Source organism: Frigoribacterium sp. R86507 (assembly GCF_044597695.1).
GTDB lineage: Bacteria > Actinomycetota > Actinomycetes > Actinomycetales > Microbacteriaceae > Frigoribacterium.
The window spans coordinates 1,211,324-1,229,997 of sequence record NZ_CP139002.1 but is presented as its reverse complement, the minus strand read 5'-3'; the positions used below and the strand labels follow the sequence as shown (position 1 = coordinate 1,229,997).

Sequence of the window (18,674 nt, the reverse complement as noted above, 5' to 3'; positions counted from 1 at the left end):
CGCGTGCGCGGCCGTGGCGTGGGCCGCCGACAACTCAGGAGAACGGCACGCCCAAACCCCCTCGGGAGGCGCGGCGCAGCCCGATTCCGGAGTTGCCAACACCAGCCCACTCCCGCTGACTCGCGCCCGCGCTCAACGATCAGGCCGCCGGCAACTCAGGGGAACAGCACAACCAAACCCCACCAGGAGGCGCGGCGCAGCCCCACTCCGGAGTTGCCGGCACCAGCCCACTCCCGCTGACTCGCGCCCGCGATCCACAATCGGGCCGCCGGCAACTCAGGGGAACGGCACGACCAAACCCCCGCAGGAGGCGCGGCGCGGCCGAACTCCGGAGTTGCCGACACCAGCCCCGTCACCGAGACAGCAGGCGCGCCTGCGTCAGCTGCCGTAGCGGCGGTGCCGGAGGGCGAAGTCGCGCACGGCCCGCAGGAAGTCGACCTCGCGCAGGTCGGGGTAGAAGGCCTCGACGAAGTAGAACTCGCTGTGGGCGCTCTGCCAGAGCATGAAGTCGCTCAACCGTTGCTCGCCCGACGTGCGGATCACCAGGTCGGGGTCGGGTTGGCCGCCGGTGTAGAGGTGGTCGGCGATGAGCTCGGGGGTGAGGACCTCGGCGAGGGCGTCGAGCGTGCCCCCCGCGGCGTCGTGCGCCCGCACGATGCTGCGCATGGCGTCGGCGATCTCACGCCGCCCGCCGTAGCCGACGGCCAGGTTCACGTGGAGCCCCGTCTTGTCGGCGGTGCGGGCCTGGGCCTCGCGGAGGGCCGAGCAGAGGGACGGCGGCAGGTCGTCGGTCGCGCCGACGTGTTGCACGCGCCAGTCCCGCTGGTGCGAGAGCTCGTCGGCGACGTCGCCGATGATGCCGAAGAGCTCGGTCAACTCGTCGGACTGGCGGTTGCCGAGGTTGTCGGCCGAGAGCAGGTAGAGCGTGACCACCTTGATGCCGAGGTCGTCACACCAGGTGAGGAACTCACTGATCTTCGCCGCACCCGCGCGGTGCCCGTGGGCGGCCGTCTCGAGCATGCGTTGCTTGGCCCATCGCCGGTTGCCGTCGACGATCATCGCGACGTGGTGCGGCAGCTCTTGACCGTCGAGGCTGCGGCGGATTCGGTTCTGGTAGAGGCCGTACAGGACTCCCCTGGCGAGGGGAGAAGGACGGCGCTTTTTCACAGGGCTACGGTAGCCCACGGCGGGCCCTCCACAGAGCCGACGATTCTCAGCCCGCCTCCTCGGACGCTCCCCTAGGCTCGGCCCATGAGCAGCCACACCGACGGAGATCGCGCGGGCTTCCGGGCCGACGAGGCCGACCGGGCCGACGAGGCCGACATCCCGAACCTGCCGTTGCTCGACGACGCCCTCGCTTACCCCGGGATCGAGCGCAAACCGAGCTGGCGTGGCTGGATCCACGCGGCCACGTTCCCGGTGGCGATCGCGACCGGCATCGTTCTCGTCGTCCTCGCTCAGGGCGTGGCGGCGACCTGGGCCTGCGCCGTCTTCATGACGACGTCGCTCCTGCTCTTCGGCATCTCGGCGACCTACCACCGCTTCCCGTGGAGCCCGAACGCGAAACGCTTCCTCAAGCGCCTCGACCACGCCAACATCTTCCTGTTGATCGCCGGCACCTACACGCCCATCGCCGTCATCGCCCTGCCGCCGTCGAAGGGCGTCACCCTGCTCGTGCTCGTCTGGACGGGCGCCGTGCTCGGCATCCTCTTCCGGGTGTTCTTCCTGAACGCGCCACGATGGTTGTACGTGCCGCTCTACGTCCTGCTGGGCGTCGGCGCGTTGGGCTTCATCGTCGACCTGCTCGATGCGAACGTCGCGATGATGGTGCTCGTGCTGGTCGGCGGTGCCCTCTACATCGCGGGCGCCGTCTTCTACGGCATCAAGAGACCGAACCCCGTACCGGGGCACTTCGGATTCCACGAGCTGTTCCACACCATGACGGTGCTGGCGTACCTCTGCCACTGGACGGGCATCCTGCTCGTCGCCCTGGACCCGCCGACCTTCTAGGGCGACGTCACCCGAGCCGAGGAGGCGCGGGTGGCCGCCCCGGCACCGGTCGCGTCGGTCACGAGTCGCCCTCGCGCCTCCTGCGGTCGTCGTCGAGGTCGCCCTCGACGGGGCGAGCCCGCCGATCGGCGTCTCCGGGGAGTTCTTCGTCGTCGAGCGCCGCAGCCGCCAGGGTCGCTTCGTCGCGCTCGGCCTGGATGCGCTCCCGCACCTCGCCGCGGTAACGGGTACGGCGGACCCGTCGGGTCATGTCGACGACGATCAGCACCGTCGCGATCGCGACGAACGCGATGGCGACGAAACCCCAGACGCCGGGCGTGACGGCCTCGTCGGGGATGGTCGACGGCGGCAGGGTCGGGTCGGGCGTCTGCGGCTGGGCGAGCAGACGGGTCGTGACCGTGAGCACCGAGTCGGAGAGCGCGCTCATCGCTGCACCCCGACGAGGCCGGTCTCGGGGTCGACGACGCCCGCGAACAGGTCGTCCTCGGGCAGGTCGGACTCGACGTTCGACTCGACGAGTTGGAAGTCCTCGGTGGGCCAGGCGGCCACCTGCAGGTCGTGGGGCCAGAAGAAGAAGGCGCTGTCGAGCGGCACCTGGCTGGCGTGCGACCGGAGGGCGGCATCGCGCACGGGGAAGAAGTCGGAGACCGGCACGCGGGTCGTGGCCAGGTCGGGACGGTCGCTGAAGCGGGCCAGCATCTCGGTCAGCGACTCGATGAGGGGCGACTCGGGGTCGCTCTCGCGCAGGTGCGTGATCATCGCGCCGATGCGTCCGGCACTGAACATGCGGTCGTAGTAGACCTTGTCGATCTGCCAGGCGTCGCCGGTGGCCGGGTAGCGCTCGGGGTCGGAGGCGTCACGGTAGGCGGCCATCGAGATCTCGTGCGTGCGGATGTGGTCGGGGTGCGGGTAGCCGCCGTTCTCGTCGTAGGTCACCAGCACCTGGGGCTTGAACCGGCGGATGATCGCGACGAGCGGCTCGGCGCTGATCTCGAGCGGGATGGTCGAGAACGAGTTCACCGCGACCGACTCACCCTCGGCCGGAAGCCCCGAGTCGGCGTAGCCGAGCCACAGGTGGTCGATGCCCATGGCCGCCTGGGCGGCCGCCATCTCGTGCACGCGCAGGCCCGCGATGTCTCGCTCGGCGTGAGCGCGGGCCTCGAGCTGCTCGTTGAGGATCGACCCCTGCTCGCCGCCTGTGCAGCTCACGACCAGGACGTCGACGCCGAAGCTGCGGTAGTAGGCGTAGGTCGCCGAGCCCTTGCTGGACTCGTCGTCGGGGTGGGCGTGGACCGCCAGCAGGCGCAGGGTCAATTCTTCCTCGCAATGTGTGCCGGGCAGACGTTGCTACCCTGGGGACAGCTTAATCGGACGGAGATCCGCGTGTTAATCGGACGGAGATCCGCGTGACGTCCACGCCCCGTGTCACCTCACCCTCGTCGCGCCTCGACGCCCGGTACGGACGTTCCCCGCGGGGTCGGCGCCGCCGCCTCGTCGTGGGGCTCTCGATGGCCGTCGCCTTCGTCGTCGTCTTCGCGGCCTGGGTCGTCTTCGCCGCGTTCGACGGCACCTCGTCCCAGCTCGAATCCGCCGACGTGGGGTACCAGGTGACCTCCGACCGCGCCGTCGAGGTGCAGTACACCGTCACCGCGGACACGGGCGAGGCGGTCGATTGTGCGGTCGAGGCCCAGAACAGCGGCTTCGCGGTCGTCGGCTGGAAGATCGTGCACCTGCCCGCCTCCGAGCAGCGCTCGGTGACCTACACGACCTCGCTCGCGACGTCGGAACGGGCGGTCACGGGCTTGATCTACCGGTGCTGGCTTCCCTAGACTGCTCAGAATCGCACGACGAGACCGGCCACTCGGCCGGTCTCCTTTTTTCGGTGGGCGACCTCGCCCCGGCTCCCGGCACCGCGCCTCCTCGGCTCGGATCGCCCGACCGGGTTCGGCCGCCGCACGAAACGGAGACACCATGAGCACTGACAACGAGACCACCTGGCTCACGACGGACGCCCGCGACCGTCTGCAGGCCGAGCTCGACACCCTCAGCGGCGAGGGACGTCGTGAGATCGCGTCGCGCATCGAGGCCGCGCGCGAAGAGGGCGACCTGAAGGAGAACGGCGGCTACCACGCCGCCAAGGACGAGCAGGGCAAGATGGAGGCGCGCATCCGCACGCTGATCAACCTGCTGAAGCACGCGACGGTCGGCGACTCGACGGCCGCCGACGGCATCGTCGGACCGGGCACCGTCGTCACGGCGACGATCGCCGGCGACGAGAGCACGTTCCTGCTCGGCAACCGCGAGATCATCGCCGCCGGCAGCGACCTCTCGGTCTACAGCGAGACCAGCCCGCTCGGGCAGGCCATCAACGGCCTGAAGGTCGGAACGACGACCAGCTACACCGCCCCGAACGGCAAGGACATCTCGGTGTCGATCACGAACGTCGAGACCTACCAGCCGTAGGTCGCCCGACTCGAAGGCCCCCGCTCGACCGGAGCGGGGGCCTTCGTCGTCCCGGGACCCGTGGCGACGATCGCCGTCGCGGATGTCGACGACTCCGGAGGACGACGTCCGGAACGTCCGTCCCGCGCCCGCGTGTCGTCGTTCTCCTGAGTTGCCGACAGGGAGACAGGCCCGTAGGAGGCGCGGCGCGGGTCAGGAGGCGCGGGTCGCGTCAGGAGGCGCGCGTCGCGTCAGGAGGCGCGCGTCGCGTCAGGAGGCGCGCGTCGCGTCAGGAGGCGCGGGTCGCGTCTCGCAGAGGCGGTTCAGAAGTCGACGTTGGGCTCGTACCCGGCGTCGCGAAGCCGTTGCAGCACCTCTTCGACGTGGTCGGGGCCGCGCGTCTCGACGCTGAGCTCCAGCTCGACCTCGCTGATCTGGAGACCGCGACCGTGGCGGGTGTGCAGCACCTCGACCACGTTGGCGTTGGCGTCGGAGAGCACCTCGCTCACCCGGGTCAGCTGGCCGGGACGGTCGGGCATGCCGATGCGCAGCTTGACGTAACGGGCGGCGGCCGCGAGGCCGCGACCGATCACGCGCTCCATCATGAGCGGGTCGATGTTGCCGCCGCTGAGGATCACCACGGTCGTGCCGAGGTCGCGCACCTGCTCGGTGAGGATGGCTGCGATGCCCACGGCACCCGCGGCTTCGACGACGAGCTTCGCGCGCTCGAGCAACACGAGCATCGCCCGGGCCGTGTCGTCGTCGCTGACCGTGACGATCTCGTCGACCGTGTCGCGGATGATCTCGAAGTTGAGCACGCCGGGCTTCGCGACGGCGATGCCGTCCGCGATCGTGGGCTGGGCGTCGATGTCGGTCCGCACGCCGAGCTTCATCGAGACGGCATAGGGGGCGGCGTTGGCCGCCTGCACACCGATGATCCGGACGTCACGACCGGTGAGTGCCGCTCTCTGCTTCAGGGCGCTCGCCACGCCGGCCGCCAACCCGCCCCCGCCGACGGGCACGATCACGGTGTCGACGTCGGGCACCTGCTCGAGGATCTCGAGTCCCAGGGTGCCCTGGCCGGCGACGACGTCGGCGTGGTCGAACGGTGGGATGAACACGGCTCCGGTCGTGTCGGAGAACTCTTGCGCCGCCCGGAGCGACTGCTCGACCGTGTGCCCCCGGAGGACGACGTCGGCGCCGTAGTGTCGCGTCGCCTGCAGTTTGGGCAGGGCCACGCCGACGGGCATGAAGATCGTGGCCGCGATGCCGAGCTCGCGGGCGGCCAGGGCGACACCCTGAGCGTGGTTGCCGGCCGAGGCCGCGACGACCCCGCGCGCCTTCTCGGCGTCGGTCAGCTGGGTCAGGCGGTTGTAGGCGCCTCGGATCTTGTACGACCCGGTGCGCTGCAGGTTCTCGCACTTGAGGTGCACCCGCGAACCGAGCACCTCGGCGAGGTACTGCGAGGTCTCCATCGGGGTGACTCGGACGACCTGCGAGACGCGATCTCGCGCCTCCTCGATCTCGACGAGGGTGGGACCGGCCAGGGTGCGTTCAGACATCGGTGAGGCCTCCGGGCTGCGTGACGTCGTGTTCGACGGGTCGTGGCTGTTGCCGCCACGTGCCCCTAGCGACGTAGGTGATCATGACGTTCAGCACGGCCACGAACGGGACCGCGAAGAGGGCGCCGGGGATTCCGGCGACCAGGGTACCGGCCGCGACGGCGAAGACGACGGCCAACGGGTGCACCTTGACGGCGCTGCCCATGACGAAGGGTTGCAGCAGGTGCCCCTCGATCTGCTGCACGAGGATGACCACGGCGAGCATGAGCAGGGCGACGACCCAGCCGTTGTAGACGAGCGCGATGACGACGGCGACCGCCCCGGTCGCGACCGCACCCACGACGGGCACGAACGACCCGAGGAACACCGCGATCGCGATCGGCGCCACCAGGGGCAGGCCGAGGAAGAACGCCCCCAGACCGATGCCCACGGCGTCGACGAACGCGACGAAGATCTGCACCTTGACAAAGTTCGTCAGGGTGAGCCACCCGGCACGGCCCGCCCCGTCGATCGCCGGACGCGAGACCCGGGGGAAGAGCCTGACGACCCAACGCCAGATCTCGGCCCCGCCGATGAGCAGGAAGATCGTCGCGAAGAGCCCGAGCACGAGCCCCGCACCCACGTGCCCCGCGGTCGACCCGACCGAGAGGGCCCCCCGCACGAGCGGCTGGCTGTCTTGTTGGATGGCGGCGACGGCGTCGGACACGTACCCGTTGATCTGGGCCTCGGTCAGGTGCAACGGCGACGTGAGCAGGAAGTCCTTGAAGTCGCCGTACGAGGCGATCGATCGATCACGCAACGAGGGCCAGCCGTCGACGATCTGGAGCACGACCAGCAGCAGCAGGCCGGAGACCGACACGAAGAACCCCACCAGGACCGACACGACCGCCAGCCACTTGGGCCAGCCGTGCCGCTGCAACCACCCCGACAGCGGAACGAGCAGGGCGGAGATCAGCAGGGCCACCAGGAAGGGGATGACGATGACCCTCAGCTGGGTGACCAGCCAGACGAGGACGCCGGCCACCGCCACGAGCAGCAGGATGCGCCACGACCACGCCCCGGCGATGACCATGCCCCGGGGCACGGACGGATCGGCGACGGCCGTGCTTCCGCTCACCGCGTCGCCCTGCGTCTCGTCGCCGCGCGTGGGGCGGTTCCGCCAGATCATCGCGTCAGTTTATGGCCCTGCGAGGCCGGTCATCTACCCGCCCACATGCCGTTGCGAGCATGTGTCCTCGGGGACGAGACGACACGAGGAGGCGCGGCGCCTGTCGGTGGCCGTCGCTACAGTCGTCCGCGTGCCCCGTCAGCAGCTCTCCCCCGCCCAGGCCCGACGCGTGGTCCTGGCGGCCCAGGGCTTCGGCAGCCCCGTCGACGGCTCCGTGCGCCCGGGAACGCGCCAGCTGAACGGTCTCGTCGACCGCCTCGGCCTGCTGCAGATCGACTCGGTGAACGTGTTCGAGCGCAGCCACTACCTGCCCGCGTTCGCCCGCCTCGGCTCCTACGACCGGGCGACCCTCGACCGCCTCACGTTCGCTCCCCGCGGACGGTACGTCGAGTACTGGGCCCACGAGGCGGCCATCGTCCCGGTGACCACATGGCCCTTGCTGCGTTGGCGCATGCGCGACTACGAGGCCAAGTGGCGGGGCGACGCCTCGTCGTGGTTGTCGACGAGCCCCCGCATGGAGCGCTGGCTGCTCGACGAGATCCGCGACAAGGGCCCGTTGCCCGCGAGCCTGGTCGAGGCCGACGCCGCCGTCTTCCCGCAGCCCGACCGGACCGGCCCGTGGTGGGGGTGGGGTGACGTCAAACGCGGCCTCGAGTCGTTGTTCCGCACCGGTGCCCTGGTCAGCGCCGGGCGTCGGCGGTTCGAGCGCGTGTACGCGCTACCCGAACAGGTGCTCGCGGCCGAGGTGCTGGCCGTGGACGTCGACCGCCACGACGCCCACCGTCGCCTCGTCGCCCACGCGGCCCGCGCCTCCGGGGTGGCGACGGCCTCCGACCTCGCCGACTACTTCCGGCTCAAGGCCGCGGACGTCGCGCCTGCCCTGCGCGAGCTGCACGACGAAGGAGTCGTCGAGCCCGTGGTCGTCCCGGGCTGGGGCGCGACCGCGTGGCTGCATCGAGACGCCCGCGTGCCCCGCCGACTCGAGGCCGACGCCGTGTTGTCGCCGTTCGACCCCGTGGTCTGGCACCGGCCCCGGGCCGAACGACTCTTCGACTTCCACTATCGGATCGAGATCTACACCCCCCGCGAGAAGCGAGTGCACGGCTACTACGTGCTGCCCGTCCTGCAAGACGACCGACTCGTGGGGCGGGTGGACCTCAAGAGCGATCGTCAGGCGGGCGTCTTGCGGGTGCAGTCGGCATGGCGCGAGCGCGACCTCCCGATCGACGTCGAGCGGCTCGCGACGACGCTGCGCCGAGCAGCGGCCTGGCAGGGGTTGGACTCGGTCGAGGTCGCCGACCGCGGAGACCTGGCAGGCGTCCTCCGCGCGACGCTGGCGGGCCGTGCCGATTCGGACGCCGACGTGGCGATCCGCCACCTCGACTAGAAGGTGCCGGCGTTCTGCCGCAGCCGCTGGACGCGGTCGGCGAGTGGAGGGTGGGTGCTGAAGAGCCGGTCCATCACGCCGGGCTTCATCGGATCGCTGATCCAGAGGTGGGACATCGAGGTGTTCTGCTGCTGCATGGGCCGACCGTAGGCGCCGAGCTTCTCGAGGGCTCGGGCGAGACCCTCGGGGTATCGCGTCGTCAACGCCCCGGTGGCGTCGGCGAGGTACTCGCGCTGACGCGAGACGGCCGCCTGGACGCCTGCCGCGGCCAGCGGGGCGATGATCATGGCCGCCAGACCGAGCACGAGGAACACGGGGTTCCCGCCGCCACCACCGTTGTTGTTGGAGTTGCGGTTGCCACCGGACAGGGCGCTGAAGAACGACATGCGCAACAGGACGTCGGCGAGGAAACCCACGGCGACGACGAGGCCGAACACCATGGTCGACACCCGGATGTCGTAGTTCTTGACATGACCGAGTTCGTGAGCCATCACACCCTGCAGCTCGGAGTCGTCCATGATCTCGAGCAAGCCCGTCGTGGCGGCGACGACCGCGTGGTCGGGGTCGCGCCCCGTGGCGAAGGCGTTGGGGGCCGGATCGACCACCACGTAGACCTTGGGCATCGGCATGCCCATCGTGATGCTGAGGTTCTCGACCGTGCGGTAGAGGCGCGGAGCCGTCACGCCGTCGACCTGCTGGGCGTTGCTCATCGAGAGCGCCTGCCCGCTGGCGGCGAAGTACTGGATCAGCGCGTAGACCGCGGCACCGCCGAGCACCAGGAAACCGATCGACCCGTTGTTCCAGATGGCGCTCGCGGCGAACCCCAGCGCTCCGATGATCACGAGGAAGATCAGGACGATGAAGACGGTGTTGCGCTTGTTGCGCGAGATCGCGGAGTACATGGTGTCGAGAACGACTCGGGCTGGGTCAGAACTGGACGCGCGGCGGCTCGGCGATGGCCGAGGGCTCGGAGACCTCGAAGAAGTCCCGCTCGCTGAAGCCGAGACGCTTCGCGAAGAGCGAATTGGGGAAGACCCGGTTCTTGGTGTTGAACTCGCGCACCCCGCCGTTGTAGAAGCGGCGGGCGGCCTGGATCTTGTCCTCGGTGTCGACAAGTTCGGACTGCAACTGGAGGAAGTTCTGGCTCGCCTGGAGCTGAGGGTAGGCCTCGGCCACGGCGAAGATGCTCTTCAGGGCGGTCTGCATGTGCCCCTCGGCAGCCGACGCTTCGGCCGGTGTGCCGGCTCCGATGGTCTCGGCACGCGCCGCGGTCACGTTCTGGAACACCGACGATTCGTGCGAGGCGTATCCCTTGACCGCCTCGATGATGTTGGGGATCAGGTCGGCCCGGCGTTTGAGCTGGATCGTGATGTCGCTCCACGCCTCGTCGACGCGCACCTTGAGGGTCACCAACGAGTTGTAGGTGGCCCAGAGGTAGATGCCGATGATGACCGCGAGCAGGACGATGATGCCTACTGCTACCAGGATGCCGATCGTGGCCGGTTGCATGACGTGTCACTCCTAGGTGGTGGACCGATGACGGCGGGCGCCGGATGGTCGCCCGCGACCTTGGTCGGGTCGTCGGGGGCCGTTGGACACTATAAATGCGCTGCATGTGGGCTCCCTGCCCGTCGAGAGATCTCGGAGCAGACTCCCGACGAGCGCTCGTCCGGGCATCTCCCCCGCGCAACGGATTGACTTGTACCCCGAGAACGTGCTGAATGGGTCACAGTGTTCGAGTCGCCGACCCTGCATCCGACGCGTCCGCCGACCTCGGTCGACGGACGGCTCTTGGTCGTGCCGCGACGCGGGCGACGCGTCGTGTCGACCCTCGCGGCGGTCGTGCTCGGTCTCTCGCTCACCCTGTGGGCCGGCGTCGGTGCCCACGCCGCAGGCAGCCCTACGGGCGCGCCCACACCCACGCCCGCCCCGTCGACCGGCCAGCCCGATCCCGCACCGGTCGCACCGACCATCGGCGACGTCGGCGACCAGGACGTGAACTCCGTCGTGGTCGGCGGCACGGGCACGCCCGGAGCCACCGTGAGGGTGCTCGACCCCCGCGTCCCCAGTCGAGCCCTCTGCGAGGTCGCCCTGCCCACCGGAGGCACGACCGGCGTCCCCTGGTCGTGCACGGTGACACTCCAGGACGGCGCCGACCAGACCCTCACGGTCCGCGACGTCACGAACTCGGCCGTCGTCGGCGACGCGATCAGCGCTCCGTTCTCGGTGCTCGGCCCACCGACGGTCCAGGGCGGACCCGCCATCGGCGGCAAGGTCGCAGGCACCGCCTTCGCGGGTGCCCGCGTGACCGTCGACGGAGGCGCGGCGCCGGTCTCGGTGACGGCCGACGGATCCGGGGCATGGTCCGCCGTGCTCCCGTCCACGACCTGGCCGACCGGCAGGTACACGGTCACGGCGTCACAGTCCTCGGACTCCGTTCCCGCCGTGCCCCGGTCGGCGACCTCGACCGGCGTGGCCGTCACCATCGATCGCGACGCGCCCGCCGCCCCCGTCGTCTCCGCGCCCCGAGCCGGCGAACGAGTCGCCACGCAGCCGCTCGCGTTCGCGGGAACGGGAGAAGACGGTGCGACCGTGACCGCCTACGTCGACAGCACCCCCGTCTGCCAGGCCGCGGTCACCGGTGGATCGTGGCGCTGCACGTCGTCCGACGCGGCGCTCCCCGACGGGAAGCACGTGGTCCAGGCCGCTCAGATCGACGCGGCGGTGAACGTGGGGGCTCCCAGCGCGGGTATCTCGATCACGGTGGTCTCGTCGACCGCGCAACCCGCGCCTCCTTCGTCCTCGGCCGCACCGGCACCGGGGCCCGGTGCGTCGGGCGGTCCGACCGTCCCGACCGAGCCGTCCCCCGGCACGCCCGGGGGGCCGGCGCCCGGAGACGGCTCGGGAGGCAACCCGGGCGACGACGGCGGGGGCCTGCCCGAGGCGACCACGCCGACGACCGATTCCTGGGCGGCGGCGACGACCTTCGGCCGCGACCTGCCCTCCCTCGGCCAGACGATGACCGGTACGGGATGGTTGCTCGCTCTGGGCCTCGCGGCAGCGTTCGTCCTGCTCGTCGTCGCGCCGGCACGCCTGTTGGCCACGGCACTTCGAGGTCGGCTGGCGCCTCGTGGCCCGCGACTCACCGGCCGCAACCGACGCCGTGAACTCCCCACGTCCTTCTCGACCGCCACGCTCGACCCTCGCCTCGCCGCCGGGCTGACCGTCGCCGCCGGGGCCGCCGTGGTCGGGCTGGCAGCCGGCCTCGACGACGAGGTCCGCTACGCGCGTCTGTTCGCCGGGATCGTGATCGGGGTCGCCCTGGTCAACCTGCTCGCCGTCGTCGTCCCCACTCGGCTGATGGCGCGCTCGCGGGAGCGCGAGGCACGCGTCCGCATGTCACCGCGCCTCCTTCTCGTCGCCGTCGTCGCGTGTGCGGTCACCCGGCTGCTCGGCCTCGACCCTCCCCTCGTGCTCGGGGTGGTGCTCGTCGGCAGCATCGCCGCAGCGCCCCGGTCACCGGCGCGCCACGGCCGGACCGACGCGGTGGACGATCGCGAGGCGGGGCTGCTGGCGCTCGTCCAGGTCGTCGCCCTGGTGGCCGTGTCGGCCGCGGCCTGGGCCGTCCACGGGGCCCTGCCGGCCACCGGCGGGTTCGTCACCGAGCTGGCCCTCGAGACGAGTGCGACGGTGTGCCTGACCGGGCTCGGGTCCCTCGTGCTGGCGCTGGTCCCGGTGGCCTCCCTGCCGGGTCGTCGGATCTGGGCCTGGTCGCGCCCGCTGCACGTGGGGCTCACAGTGGTCGGCGTGGCCGCTGCCGCCGCCGTGCTCACAGGCGGCCCCTCGTCGTTCCCGGTCGGAGGGGCGGTCGTCGCCGCCGCCGTCACGGCAGGCCTCTGCGTCGCGGTCTGGCTCTGGACGTCCTTCGTCGAGGTCAGCACCGAGGACGCCTGACCCGGCGCGCCCCTGCCGTCGGACGCGATCACTGCGGGCCCGGCCGACCGCCAGCCCGATGACGGCGGCTCCGCTGACTGCGGTCCGGCGTCGCGCCGCGCCGCGCAACCTGCGACCGTCGCCGTCGGCAACTCAGGAAAACGACGCACGAACGCCCTCGCCGGGCCCGCGAATGCGCCGATCTGCTGAGTTGCCGACAACGCGCAGACGGGGCGGGGCGGGGCGGGGCGCGGCGCGGCGGGACGGGACGGGGCGCGGCGGACGCCGAGGCGGAGTGGCCTCCGGACCAGGCCCCGCCCTAAGACGGCAACTCAGCAGAACGACACCGCAGCGGGCGCTGCGCGCCCCCGAGCACGCCGATCTCCTGAGTTACCGACGCGCGCGAGGGCGCTGGCGGCACGAGGCTCGACGGACCGGGCCGGGCCGCGCCGGGCCGGGCCGGGCCGGCGGGTAGGGCGTGGCGGGCGGGCGACAGGCGCAGCCGCGATCAGGAGGCGCGGGCGAGGTCGACGACACGAGGCTGCGTTCCGCAGGTAGTCGCAGGCACGGGCGGGCCCGTCCGGCGGCGGAGCAGGTGCACCCGTTCCGCCACTGGGCGCAGGTGCCCCCGCAGGGACTCGAACCCTGACTGAAGCGATTTTAAGTCGCCTGCCTCTGCCGATTGGGCTACGGGGGCCCGAGGGACCAGCCTACGAGACGCGGACGCCCGCCACGCTGCAGGCAGCGGGCGGGCGTCTCGGACGTGCTCGAGGGTCACTCGGAGGCGGGCACCCCGTCGGTCGCAGCGGTCGTCTCGCCGGCGGCCGTCTTCTTGGCGGCGGGCTTGCGGGCGGGAGCCTTGCGAGGAGCCTTCGCGGCGGCCTCGCCCCCTTCGGCCGTGCCCTTCTTCGCCGTGCCGTCGTCTTCGACCGGGTTCGCGTACGCGGGACCGGCCTCACCGGCGGGCTGACCGGCACCGACGGATGCGGGCGCGGCTGCCTCGGCGGGCGTCTCGACGGCCGGCTTGGGACGCGAGGCGAACTCTTCGAAGGCTGCCCGGGGACGCTCACGGTTGTCGAGCGAGACGATGTCGCGCCCCAACCAGAAGTTGTTCCACCAGCCGCCCACGACGCGGAACTTGCGCTCGAACGAGGGCATGGCCATGCCGTGGTAGCCACGGTGGGCGGCCCAGGCCGGGAAGCCCTTCATGGCGAACTTGCCGCTCTGGAAGACTCCGACGTTCAGACCGAGGCCGGCCACGGCACCGAGGTTCTCGTGCTTGTAGTCGACGAGCCCCTCGCCGCGGAGCGACGCGACGATGTTCTTCGCGAGGCGCTTGCCCATGCGGACGGCGTGCTGCGCGTTCGGGACGCAGAACCCGCCCACGCCCTTCCCGGTGAGGTCGGGGGTGGCGGCTACGTCGCCACAGGCCCAGGCGTCGGGGACGACGGTCTCGCCGTCGACGATGCGCAGGTCGGCCTTGACGGTGATGCGTCCGCGCTGCTCGAGCGGGAAGTCGGTGCCACGGACCATCGGGTTGGCCATGACGCCGGCCGTCCAGACGATGAGGTCGGACTCGAACGACTCACCGGTGGACAGTTCGATCTTGCCGCCGACCGCCGACTGCAGCTGCGTGTCGAGGTGGACCGTGGCGGCGCGCTCGGCGAGGTTCTTGAGCACCCAGTGGCTCGTCTCGAGCGAGACCTCGGGCATGATGCGGCCCATCGCCTCGACGAGGTGGAAGTGCGTGTCGTCGATGGTGAGGTCGGGGTAGTTCTTGAGCAGGTCGCTGGCAAAGCTGCGCAGTTCGGCGAAGACCTCGATGCCGGCGAAGCCACCGCCGACGACGACGACCGTGAGCAGGCGGTCGCGCTCGGGACCGGCCGGCAGGTTCGCCGCCTTCTGGAAGTTCGTGAGCACCTTGTCGCGGATCGCGGCGGCCTCTTCGATGGTCTTGAGGCCGATGGCCTCGTCGGCGACGCCGGGGATCGGGAAGGTGCGGGACACGGCACCGGCCGTCATGACGATCTGGTCGTACTGCATCGTCCAGGCGTCGCCCACCTCGGGCGTGATGGTGGCGGTCCTGGAGGCGTGGTCCACGCCGGTGACCTTGGCCGTGACGACGTTGGTCTTCTTGAGGTGGCGTCGGAGGGCGACGACCGCGTGGCGGGGCTCGATCGACCCGGCGGCCACCTCGGGCAGGAACGGCTGGTACGTCATGTAGGGCAGCGGGTCGACGATCGTGACCTCGGCCTCACCCGCGCGCAGCCACTTCTCGAGCTTCCAGGCGGTGTAGAAACCGGCGTAGCCGCCGCCGACGATGAGGATTTTGGGCACGGCGAATGTCTCCTTGAGGTGGGGGTGTCGCAGACGACCTTACCCCGACCGCCGCGCACGCCTGAACTGGCGGACCGCGCCGACGGCGACGAGGACGGCCGCTCCGCCGAACACCGTGAAGACGATCAAGGGGATGCCCGTGGACCTCATGGTCTCGACGGTGGGCAGCAGGACCGCCAACGGCTGACCCGGATCGGTCACCGGCGTCGGCACGGGCGCCTCGACGGCCGGGTTCGTCGCCTGCGCCGACGGCGCCGGCACGTCCGCCCGACGGTGCAGGCGGATCCACTCGGCCAGGTCGCCCATCGGGTTCTCGGCGACCGTCGGCACCGAGGCGTCGACGGCCGCCGCGGCGTCGACGAGCCCGTAGCCGTACAGGGGATCGGGCGACGTGGTCCCCTTCGGGGTGGCCGTCGCCACGACGCGATTGATGACGTCGTCGGCGTCCAGCTCGGGGTGGGCACTACGCACGAGTGCGACGATGCCCGCGACGAGAGGTGTGGCCCCGCTCGTGCCGCTCCAGCTGTAGTGGACGTCGCCGGGACCGACACCCACGAGGTCTTCGCTGGGAGCGGCCACGCCGATCGTGATGCCCTGACTCGACGCGTCGAAGCTCGCCGTCCCCTGTCGGTCCACCCCGGCGACGGTCAGGACGCCCGGCATCGTCGCCGGCGCACCCACCTCGGTCGTCCCGCTGCCGCGGTTGCCGGCCGCGGCGACGACGACGACGTCGTGCTGCATGGCGTAGAGGAAGGCGTCGTCCCAACTGGTCGGCCAGTCGAGCGTGTTGCGGGTCAGGGACATGTTGATGACGTCCGCCCCGGCGTCGACCGCCCAGCGCACGGCTCGGGCGATCTGGTCGTCGGAGTCCACGGCCGTCGAGCCGAAGCCCACCGACACCGAGAGCAGGTCGGCCTCGGGCGCGACCCCGATCACGCCGTCGCCGGACCCGGTGCCGCGGCCCGCGACCATCGACCCGACCAGAGTGCCGTGGTTGGGGTCCTCGCCCACCGGCGTCTGGCCGTCGGGCGAGCCGAGCCCCGAGACGTCGGTGCCGCCGACGACGGCGCCCTGGAGTTCACGCACCGACGAATCGACGCCGGTGTCGATCACGGCCACGGTCGTCCCCGCACCACGTGTCGTCTGCCACGCCCTCTGGATGCCGTAGTCGGCGAGCCAGTACTCGGCGTCGCGCACCTGATCGGCCGACGCGGCCGACGCCGGCACGACGGCGGCGACCAGGGCCCCCAGCACGATCGCCACCACGAACCCCCCGGATCGGCGCACGCGCGTCAGGCTCCCCCGCCGATCGCGGGAACGGCGACGGACGGCTGGTCGTCGGCCAGGAAGTCGGGGCACCGGCACACATCGGGACTCCAGGACGCCCGCTCGAGGGCGAGGTCGCCGAACGGGTTGACGCCCGGCCCGGCGGCCAACGAGTGGCCGACCAGGGCGTGCAGGCACTTGATCCGCTCGGGCATGCCGCCGGCCGTCACGTGGTCGATCTCGTCGACGTGTTCGATGCCCTCGCGGTCGGCCAGGTACGCCTCGTGTGCGGCCTGGTACCGGCCTCGCAACTCGGGGTCGGACTCGAGGAGGTCGGTGAACTCGGCCATCACCCCGGTGGCCTCGAGGGTCGACACGGCGGCCGTCGCACCGGGGTGGCACAGGTAGTAGAGCGTCGGGAAGGGCGTGCCGTCGGTGAGACGTGGTCTCGTCGCCACGACGGTGGGTGCACCGCAGACGCAGCGCGCGGCGATGCCGATCACGTCGCGCGCGGGGCGCCCGAGCTGGGCCGTCACGACGCGGACGTCGTGGTCGGTGACGGGGTCGAAGGGGGGCGTGGTCACGGCGTGCCACCTGTCTGCTCGGAGGTCGGGGCGGGCACCTGGCTGCCGCTGATGTCGGGGGCGACGAGTTCGGTCGCGGGTTCGTCGCTGAGGCCGGCGTCGAGCACCGAGGCCGTCATGGCCGCCACCCAGTCGACCTGGGGCGTCTGCAGCGAATCGCTGATCGCCGTGCCGGTGCCCGGAGCCGTGCCGGGGGTCTGAGCCGCGTCGTCGCCCATGACGAGGTAGCTGTACTCGCCGGGGTAGACGTAGAGCAGGCGGTCGCGCGCCTGCGCCTCGATGTACGCCGGATCGCTCCACCGCGCGACGTCCCCCTTCAACTCGTCGACGGACTGCTCCTGCTGCTGGACGTCGTCCTGCAGGGCGGCGATCTGCTGCTGCTGCTGGATCAGGGTGCGCAACGACGGGGCGAGGATGACGACGAACATGACGAGGATGACCAGCATGAGCACGCTGAATCCCGAGAACCGGATGGAGCGCAGCCAGTGGCCCGTCGGCGTCTCGCCGGTCGGCAGGTTCACCGGCACACGGCGGTTCGCGGTCTCACGGGGCATGCGACGAGCCTAAACGACGTCTCTGGGGAACGACGGAGGCCCGCCCCGCGCGAGCAGGACGGGCCCCAAGGAGGCGCGGGTCGCGTCAGGCGGAGAAGCGCGGGAACGCGCTGTACCCGGCGTAGACCGCGGCGTCGCCGAGTTCTTCTTCGATGCGGAGGAGCTGGTTGTACTTCGCGACGCGCTCGCTGCGGGCGGGTGCGCCGGTCTTGATCTGGCCCGCGTCGGTCGCGACGGCGAGGTCGGCGATCGTGGTGTCCTCGGTCTCACCCGAACGGTGCGAGAGGACGGTCGTGTAGCCGCTGCGCTGGGCGAGCGCCACGGCGTCGAGCGACTCGGTCAGCGTGCCGATCTGGTTGACCTTGACGAGGATCGAGTTGGCGGCGCCGGCCTTGATGCCCCTGGCGAGGCGCTCGGGGTTCGTGACGAACAGGTCGTCGCCGACGATCTGCGTCTTCGAGCCGATCTCGCTCGTGAGGTGGGCCCAGCCCTCCCAGTCGTCTTCGTCGAGCGGGTCCTCGATGGTGACGAGGGGGTACGACGCGACGAGGTCGGCGTAGTAGTTCGCGAGGAAGGCCGAGTCGCGCTTCTCGCCCTCGAAGGTGTAGCTGCCGTCGGCGTAGAACTCGCTCGAGGCCACGTCGAGGCCCAGGGCGAGGTCTTTGCCGGGGGTGAAGCCGGCCTTGGTGATCGCCTCGACGAGCAGGTCGAGCGCGGCACGGTTGCTGTCGAGGTTCGGCGCGAAGCCACCCTCGTCGCCCAGACCGGTCGAGAGCCCCTTGGCCTTGAGCTCGCTCTTGAGGGCGTGGTACGTCTCGGCGCCCCACTGCAACGCCTCGGCGAACGAGGACGCGCCGACCGGCAGGATCATGAACTCCTGGATGTCGACGTTGCTGTCGGCGTGCGAACCGCCGTTGATCACGTTGAGCATGGGGACGGGCAGCGTGTGCGCGTTCGGCCCACCGAGGTAGCGGAACAGGGGCAGGTCGGCCGAGTCGGCCGCCGCGCGGGCCACGGCCAGCGAGACGCCGAGGATGGCGTTCGCGCCGAGGCGCTTCTTGTTGTCGGTGCCGTCGAGCTCGATCATGGCCTGGTCGATCAGGCGCTGGTCGGTGGCGTCGAGACCCTCGACCTCGGGGCCGATCTCGTCGATGACGGCGGCGACGGCCTTGAGCACGCCCTTGCCGAGGTAACGGCTCTTGTCGCCGTCACGCAGCTCGTAGGCCTCGAAGGCCCCGGTCGATGCACCCGAGGGGACGGCCGCACGCGACACCGTGCCGTCCTCGAGCAAGACCTCGACCTCGACGGTGGGGTTGCCCCGCGAGTCGAGGATTTCGCGGGCGCCTACGGCGTCGATTGCTGCCACTGGAGAGCTCCTTAGTAGTCGTTCGTCTGGGGACGCGAGGTCCGCGGCCCAGCTTAGCCGCGCCT

Annotated in this window: 17 protein-coding genes and 1 tRNA gene; 5 read left to right on the top strand and 13 right to left on the bottom strand. The window is 71.0% G+C overall.

Annotated elements, in window-relative coordinates; all coding sequences use genetic code 11:
- Window positions 1-378: 378 nt before the first annotated feature.
- Window positions 379-1,167 (bottom strand): isoprenyl transferase, encoded by a 789-nt coding sequence (locus SJY14_RS05910; RefSeq protein ID WP_396600057.1) that lies wholly within the window; start codon window positions 1,165-1,167, stop codon window positions 379-381.
- A gap of 84 nt (window positions 1,168-1,251) precedes the next feature.
- Between SJY14_RS05910 and SJY14_RS05905 the strand changes: the two genes are divergently transcribed.
- Window positions 1,252-2,010, top strand: a complete 759-nt coding sequence (locus tag SJY14_RS05905) for a hemolysin III family protein (RefSeq protein WP_396600056.1) — start codon at window positions 1,252-1,254, stop codon at window positions 2,008-2,010.
- Window positions 2,011-2,068: 58 nt separating this feature from the next.
- Here SJY14_RS05905 and SJY14_RS05900 read toward each other — a convergent pair whose 3' ends face one another.
- Window positions 2,069-2,437 carry a hypothetical protein gene (locus tag SJY14_RS05900; RefSeq protein ID WP_396600055.1) on the bottom strand — a complete coding sequence of 123 codons (369 nt, stop codon included), beginning with the start codon at window positions 2,435-2,437 and terminating at the stop codon, window positions 2,069-2,071.
- A complete protein-coding gene (gene mca, locus SJY14_RS05895; RefSeq protein WP_200925277.1) occupies window positions 2,434-3,324 on the bottom strand; it encodes a mycothiol conjugate amidase Mca in 891 nt (296 codons plus the stop codon). The genes SJY14_RS05900 and mca overlap by 4 nt, the downstream gene beginning before the upstream one ends.
- A 92-nt stretch (window positions 3,325-3,416) precedes the next feature.
- Between mca and SJY14_RS05890 the strand changes: the two genes are divergently transcribed.
- Window positions 3,417-3,839, top strand: a complete 423-nt coding sequence (locus SJY14_RS05890) for a DUF4307 domain-containing protein (protein ID WP_396600054.1) — start codon at window positions 3,417-3,419, stop codon at window positions 3,837-3,839.
- 142 nt (window positions 3,840-3,981) lie between these two features.
- Window positions 3,982-4,473 (top strand): transcription elongation factor GreA, encoded by a 492-nt coding sequence (gene greA, locus SJY14_RS05885; RefSeq protein ID WP_056048805.1) that lies wholly within the window; start codon window positions 3,982-3,984, stop codon window positions 4,471-4,473.
- A 302-nt stretch (window positions 4,474-4,775) separates the two neighbouring features.
- Here greA and ilvA read toward each other — a convergent pair whose 3' ends face one another.
- Both ilvA and SJY14_RS05875 read right to left on the bottom strand, forming a co-directional pair.
- Window positions 4,776-6,014, bottom strand: a complete 1,239-nt coding sequence (gene ilvA / locus SJY14_RS05880) for a threonine ammonia-lyase (RefSeq protein WP_396600053.1) — start codon at window positions 6,012-6,014, stop codon at window positions 4,776-4,778.
- Window positions 6,007-7,182 carry an AI-2E family transporter gene (locus SJY14_RS05875; protein ID WP_396600052.1) on the bottom strand — a complete coding sequence of 392 codons (1,176 nt, stop codon included), beginning with the start codon at window positions 7,180-7,182 and terminating at the stop codon, window positions 6,007-6,009. Before SJY14_RS05875 ends, ilvA begins: the two co-directional genes overlap by 8 nt.
- Window positions 7,183-7,312: 130 nt before the next feature.
- Between SJY14_RS05875 and SJY14_RS05870 the strand changes: the two genes are divergently transcribed.
- The gene (locus tag SJY14_RS05870) at window positions 7,313-8,569 is read left to right on the top strand and encodes a winged helix-turn-helix domain-containing protein (RefSeq protein WP_071257022.1); all 1,257 of its coding nucleotides are present in this window, start codon (window positions 7,313-7,315) and stop codon (window positions 8,567-8,569) included.
- Here the strand turns inward: SJY14_RS05870 and SJY14_RS05865 are convergent.
- On the bottom strand, window positions 8,566-9,471 hold the full coding sequence (locus SJY14_RS05865; RefSeq protein ID WP_396600051.1) for a M48 family metalloprotease: 906 nt from the start codon (window positions 9,469-9,471) through the stop codon (window positions 8,566-8,568). The genes SJY14_RS05870 and SJY14_RS05865 overlap by 4 nt on opposite strands.
- A gap of 25 nt (window positions 9,472-9,496) precedes the next feature.
- On the bottom strand, window positions 9,497-10,078 hold the full coding sequence (locus tag SJY14_RS05860; protein ID WP_071257020.1) for a LemA family protein: 582 nt from the start codon (window positions 10,076-10,078) through the stop codon (window positions 9,497-9,499).
- A gap of 312 nt (window positions 10,079-10,390) precedes the next feature.
- On the opposite strand from SJY14_RS05860, the gene SJY14_RS05855 reads away from it, so the two are divergent.
- On the top strand, window positions 10,391-12,523 hold the full coding sequence (locus tag SJY14_RS05855; RefSeq protein WP_396600050.1) for a hypothetical protein: 2,133 nt from the start codon (window positions 10,391-10,393) through the stop codon (window positions 12,521-12,523).
- A 602-nt stretch (window positions 12,524-13,125) separates the two neighbouring features.
- Here the strand turns inward: SJY14_RS05855 and SJY14_RS05850 are convergent.
- The 6 genes from SJY14_RS05850 to eno form a co-directional block, all read right to left on the bottom strand.
- Window positions 13,126-13,199: transfer RNA gene (locus SJY14_RS05850), tRNA-Leu, on the bottom strand.
- A gap of 77 nt (window positions 13,200-13,276) precedes the next feature.
- On the bottom strand, window positions 13,277-14,839 hold the full coding sequence (locus SJY14_RS05845; RefSeq protein ID WP_396600049.1) for an NAD(P)/FAD-dependent oxidoreductase: 1,563 nt from the start codon (window positions 14,837-14,839) through the stop codon (window positions 13,277-13,279).
- 39 nt (window positions 14,840-14,878) lie between these two features.
- Window positions 14,879-16,126, bottom strand: a complete 1,248-nt coding sequence (locus SJY14_RS05840; protein ID WP_071257018.1) for a S8 family serine peptidase — start codon at window positions 16,124-16,126, stop codon at window positions 14,879-14,881.
- Window positions 16,127-16,131: 5 nt separating this feature from the next.
- A complete protein-coding gene (locus SJY14_RS05835; RefSeq protein WP_071257017.1) occupies window positions 16,132-16,689 on the bottom strand; it encodes a DUF501 domain-containing protein in 558 nt (185 codons plus the stop codon).
- Window positions 16,686-17,243 carry a septum formation initiator family protein gene (locus SJY14_RS05830; protein WP_071257015.1) on the bottom strand — a complete coding sequence of 186 codons (558 nt, stop codon included), beginning with the start codon at window positions 17,241-17,243 and terminating at the stop codon, window positions 16,686-16,688. Before SJY14_RS05830 ends, SJY14_RS05835 begins: the two co-directional genes overlap by 4 nt.
- Before the next feature lie 85 nt (window positions 17,244-17,328).
- Window positions 17,329-18,609 carry a phosphopyruvate hydratase gene (gene eno, locus SJY14_RS05825; protein ID WP_055974185.1) on the bottom strand — a complete coding sequence of 427 codons (1,281 nt, stop codon included), beginning with the start codon at window positions 18,607-18,609 and terminating at the stop codon, window positions 17,329-17,331.
- Window positions 18,610-18,674: the final 65 nt, after the last annotated feature.

Excerpts from the sequence above, each read along its gene's own strand:
- SJY14_RS05905 (WP_396600056.1), top strand. The coding sequence starts at position 1,252 with ATGAGCAGCCACACCGACGGAGATCGCGCGGGCTTCCGGGCCGACGAG.
- SJY14_RS05900 (WP_396600055.1), bottom strand. The coding sequence starts at position 2,437 with ATGAGCGCGCTCTCCGACTCGGTGCTCACGGTCACGACCCGTCTGCTC.
- greA (WP_056048805.1), top strand. The coding sequence starts at position 3,982 with ATGAGCACTGACAACGAGACCACCTGGCTCACGACGGACGCCCGCGAC.
- ilvA (WP_396600053.1), bottom strand. The coding sequence starts at position 6,014 with ATGTCTGAACGCACCCTGGCCGGTCCCACCCTCGTCGAGATCGAGGAG.
- SJY14_RS05875 (WP_396600052.1), bottom strand. The coding sequence starts at position 7,182 with ATGATCTGGCGGAACCGCCCCACGCGCGGCGACGAGACGCAGGGCGAC.
- SJY14_RS05865 (WP_396600051.1), bottom strand. The coding sequence starts at position 9,471 with ATGTACTCCGCGATCTCGCGCAACAAGCGCAACACCGTCTTCATCGTC.
- SJY14_RS05860 (WP_071257020.1), bottom strand. The coding sequence starts at position 10,078 with ATGCAACCGGCCACGATCGGCATCCTGGTAGCAGTAGGCATCATCGTC.
- SJY14_RS05830 (WP_071257015.1), bottom strand. The coding sequence starts at position 17,243 with ATGCCCCGTGAGACCGCGAACCGCCGTGTGCCGGTGAACCTGCCGACC.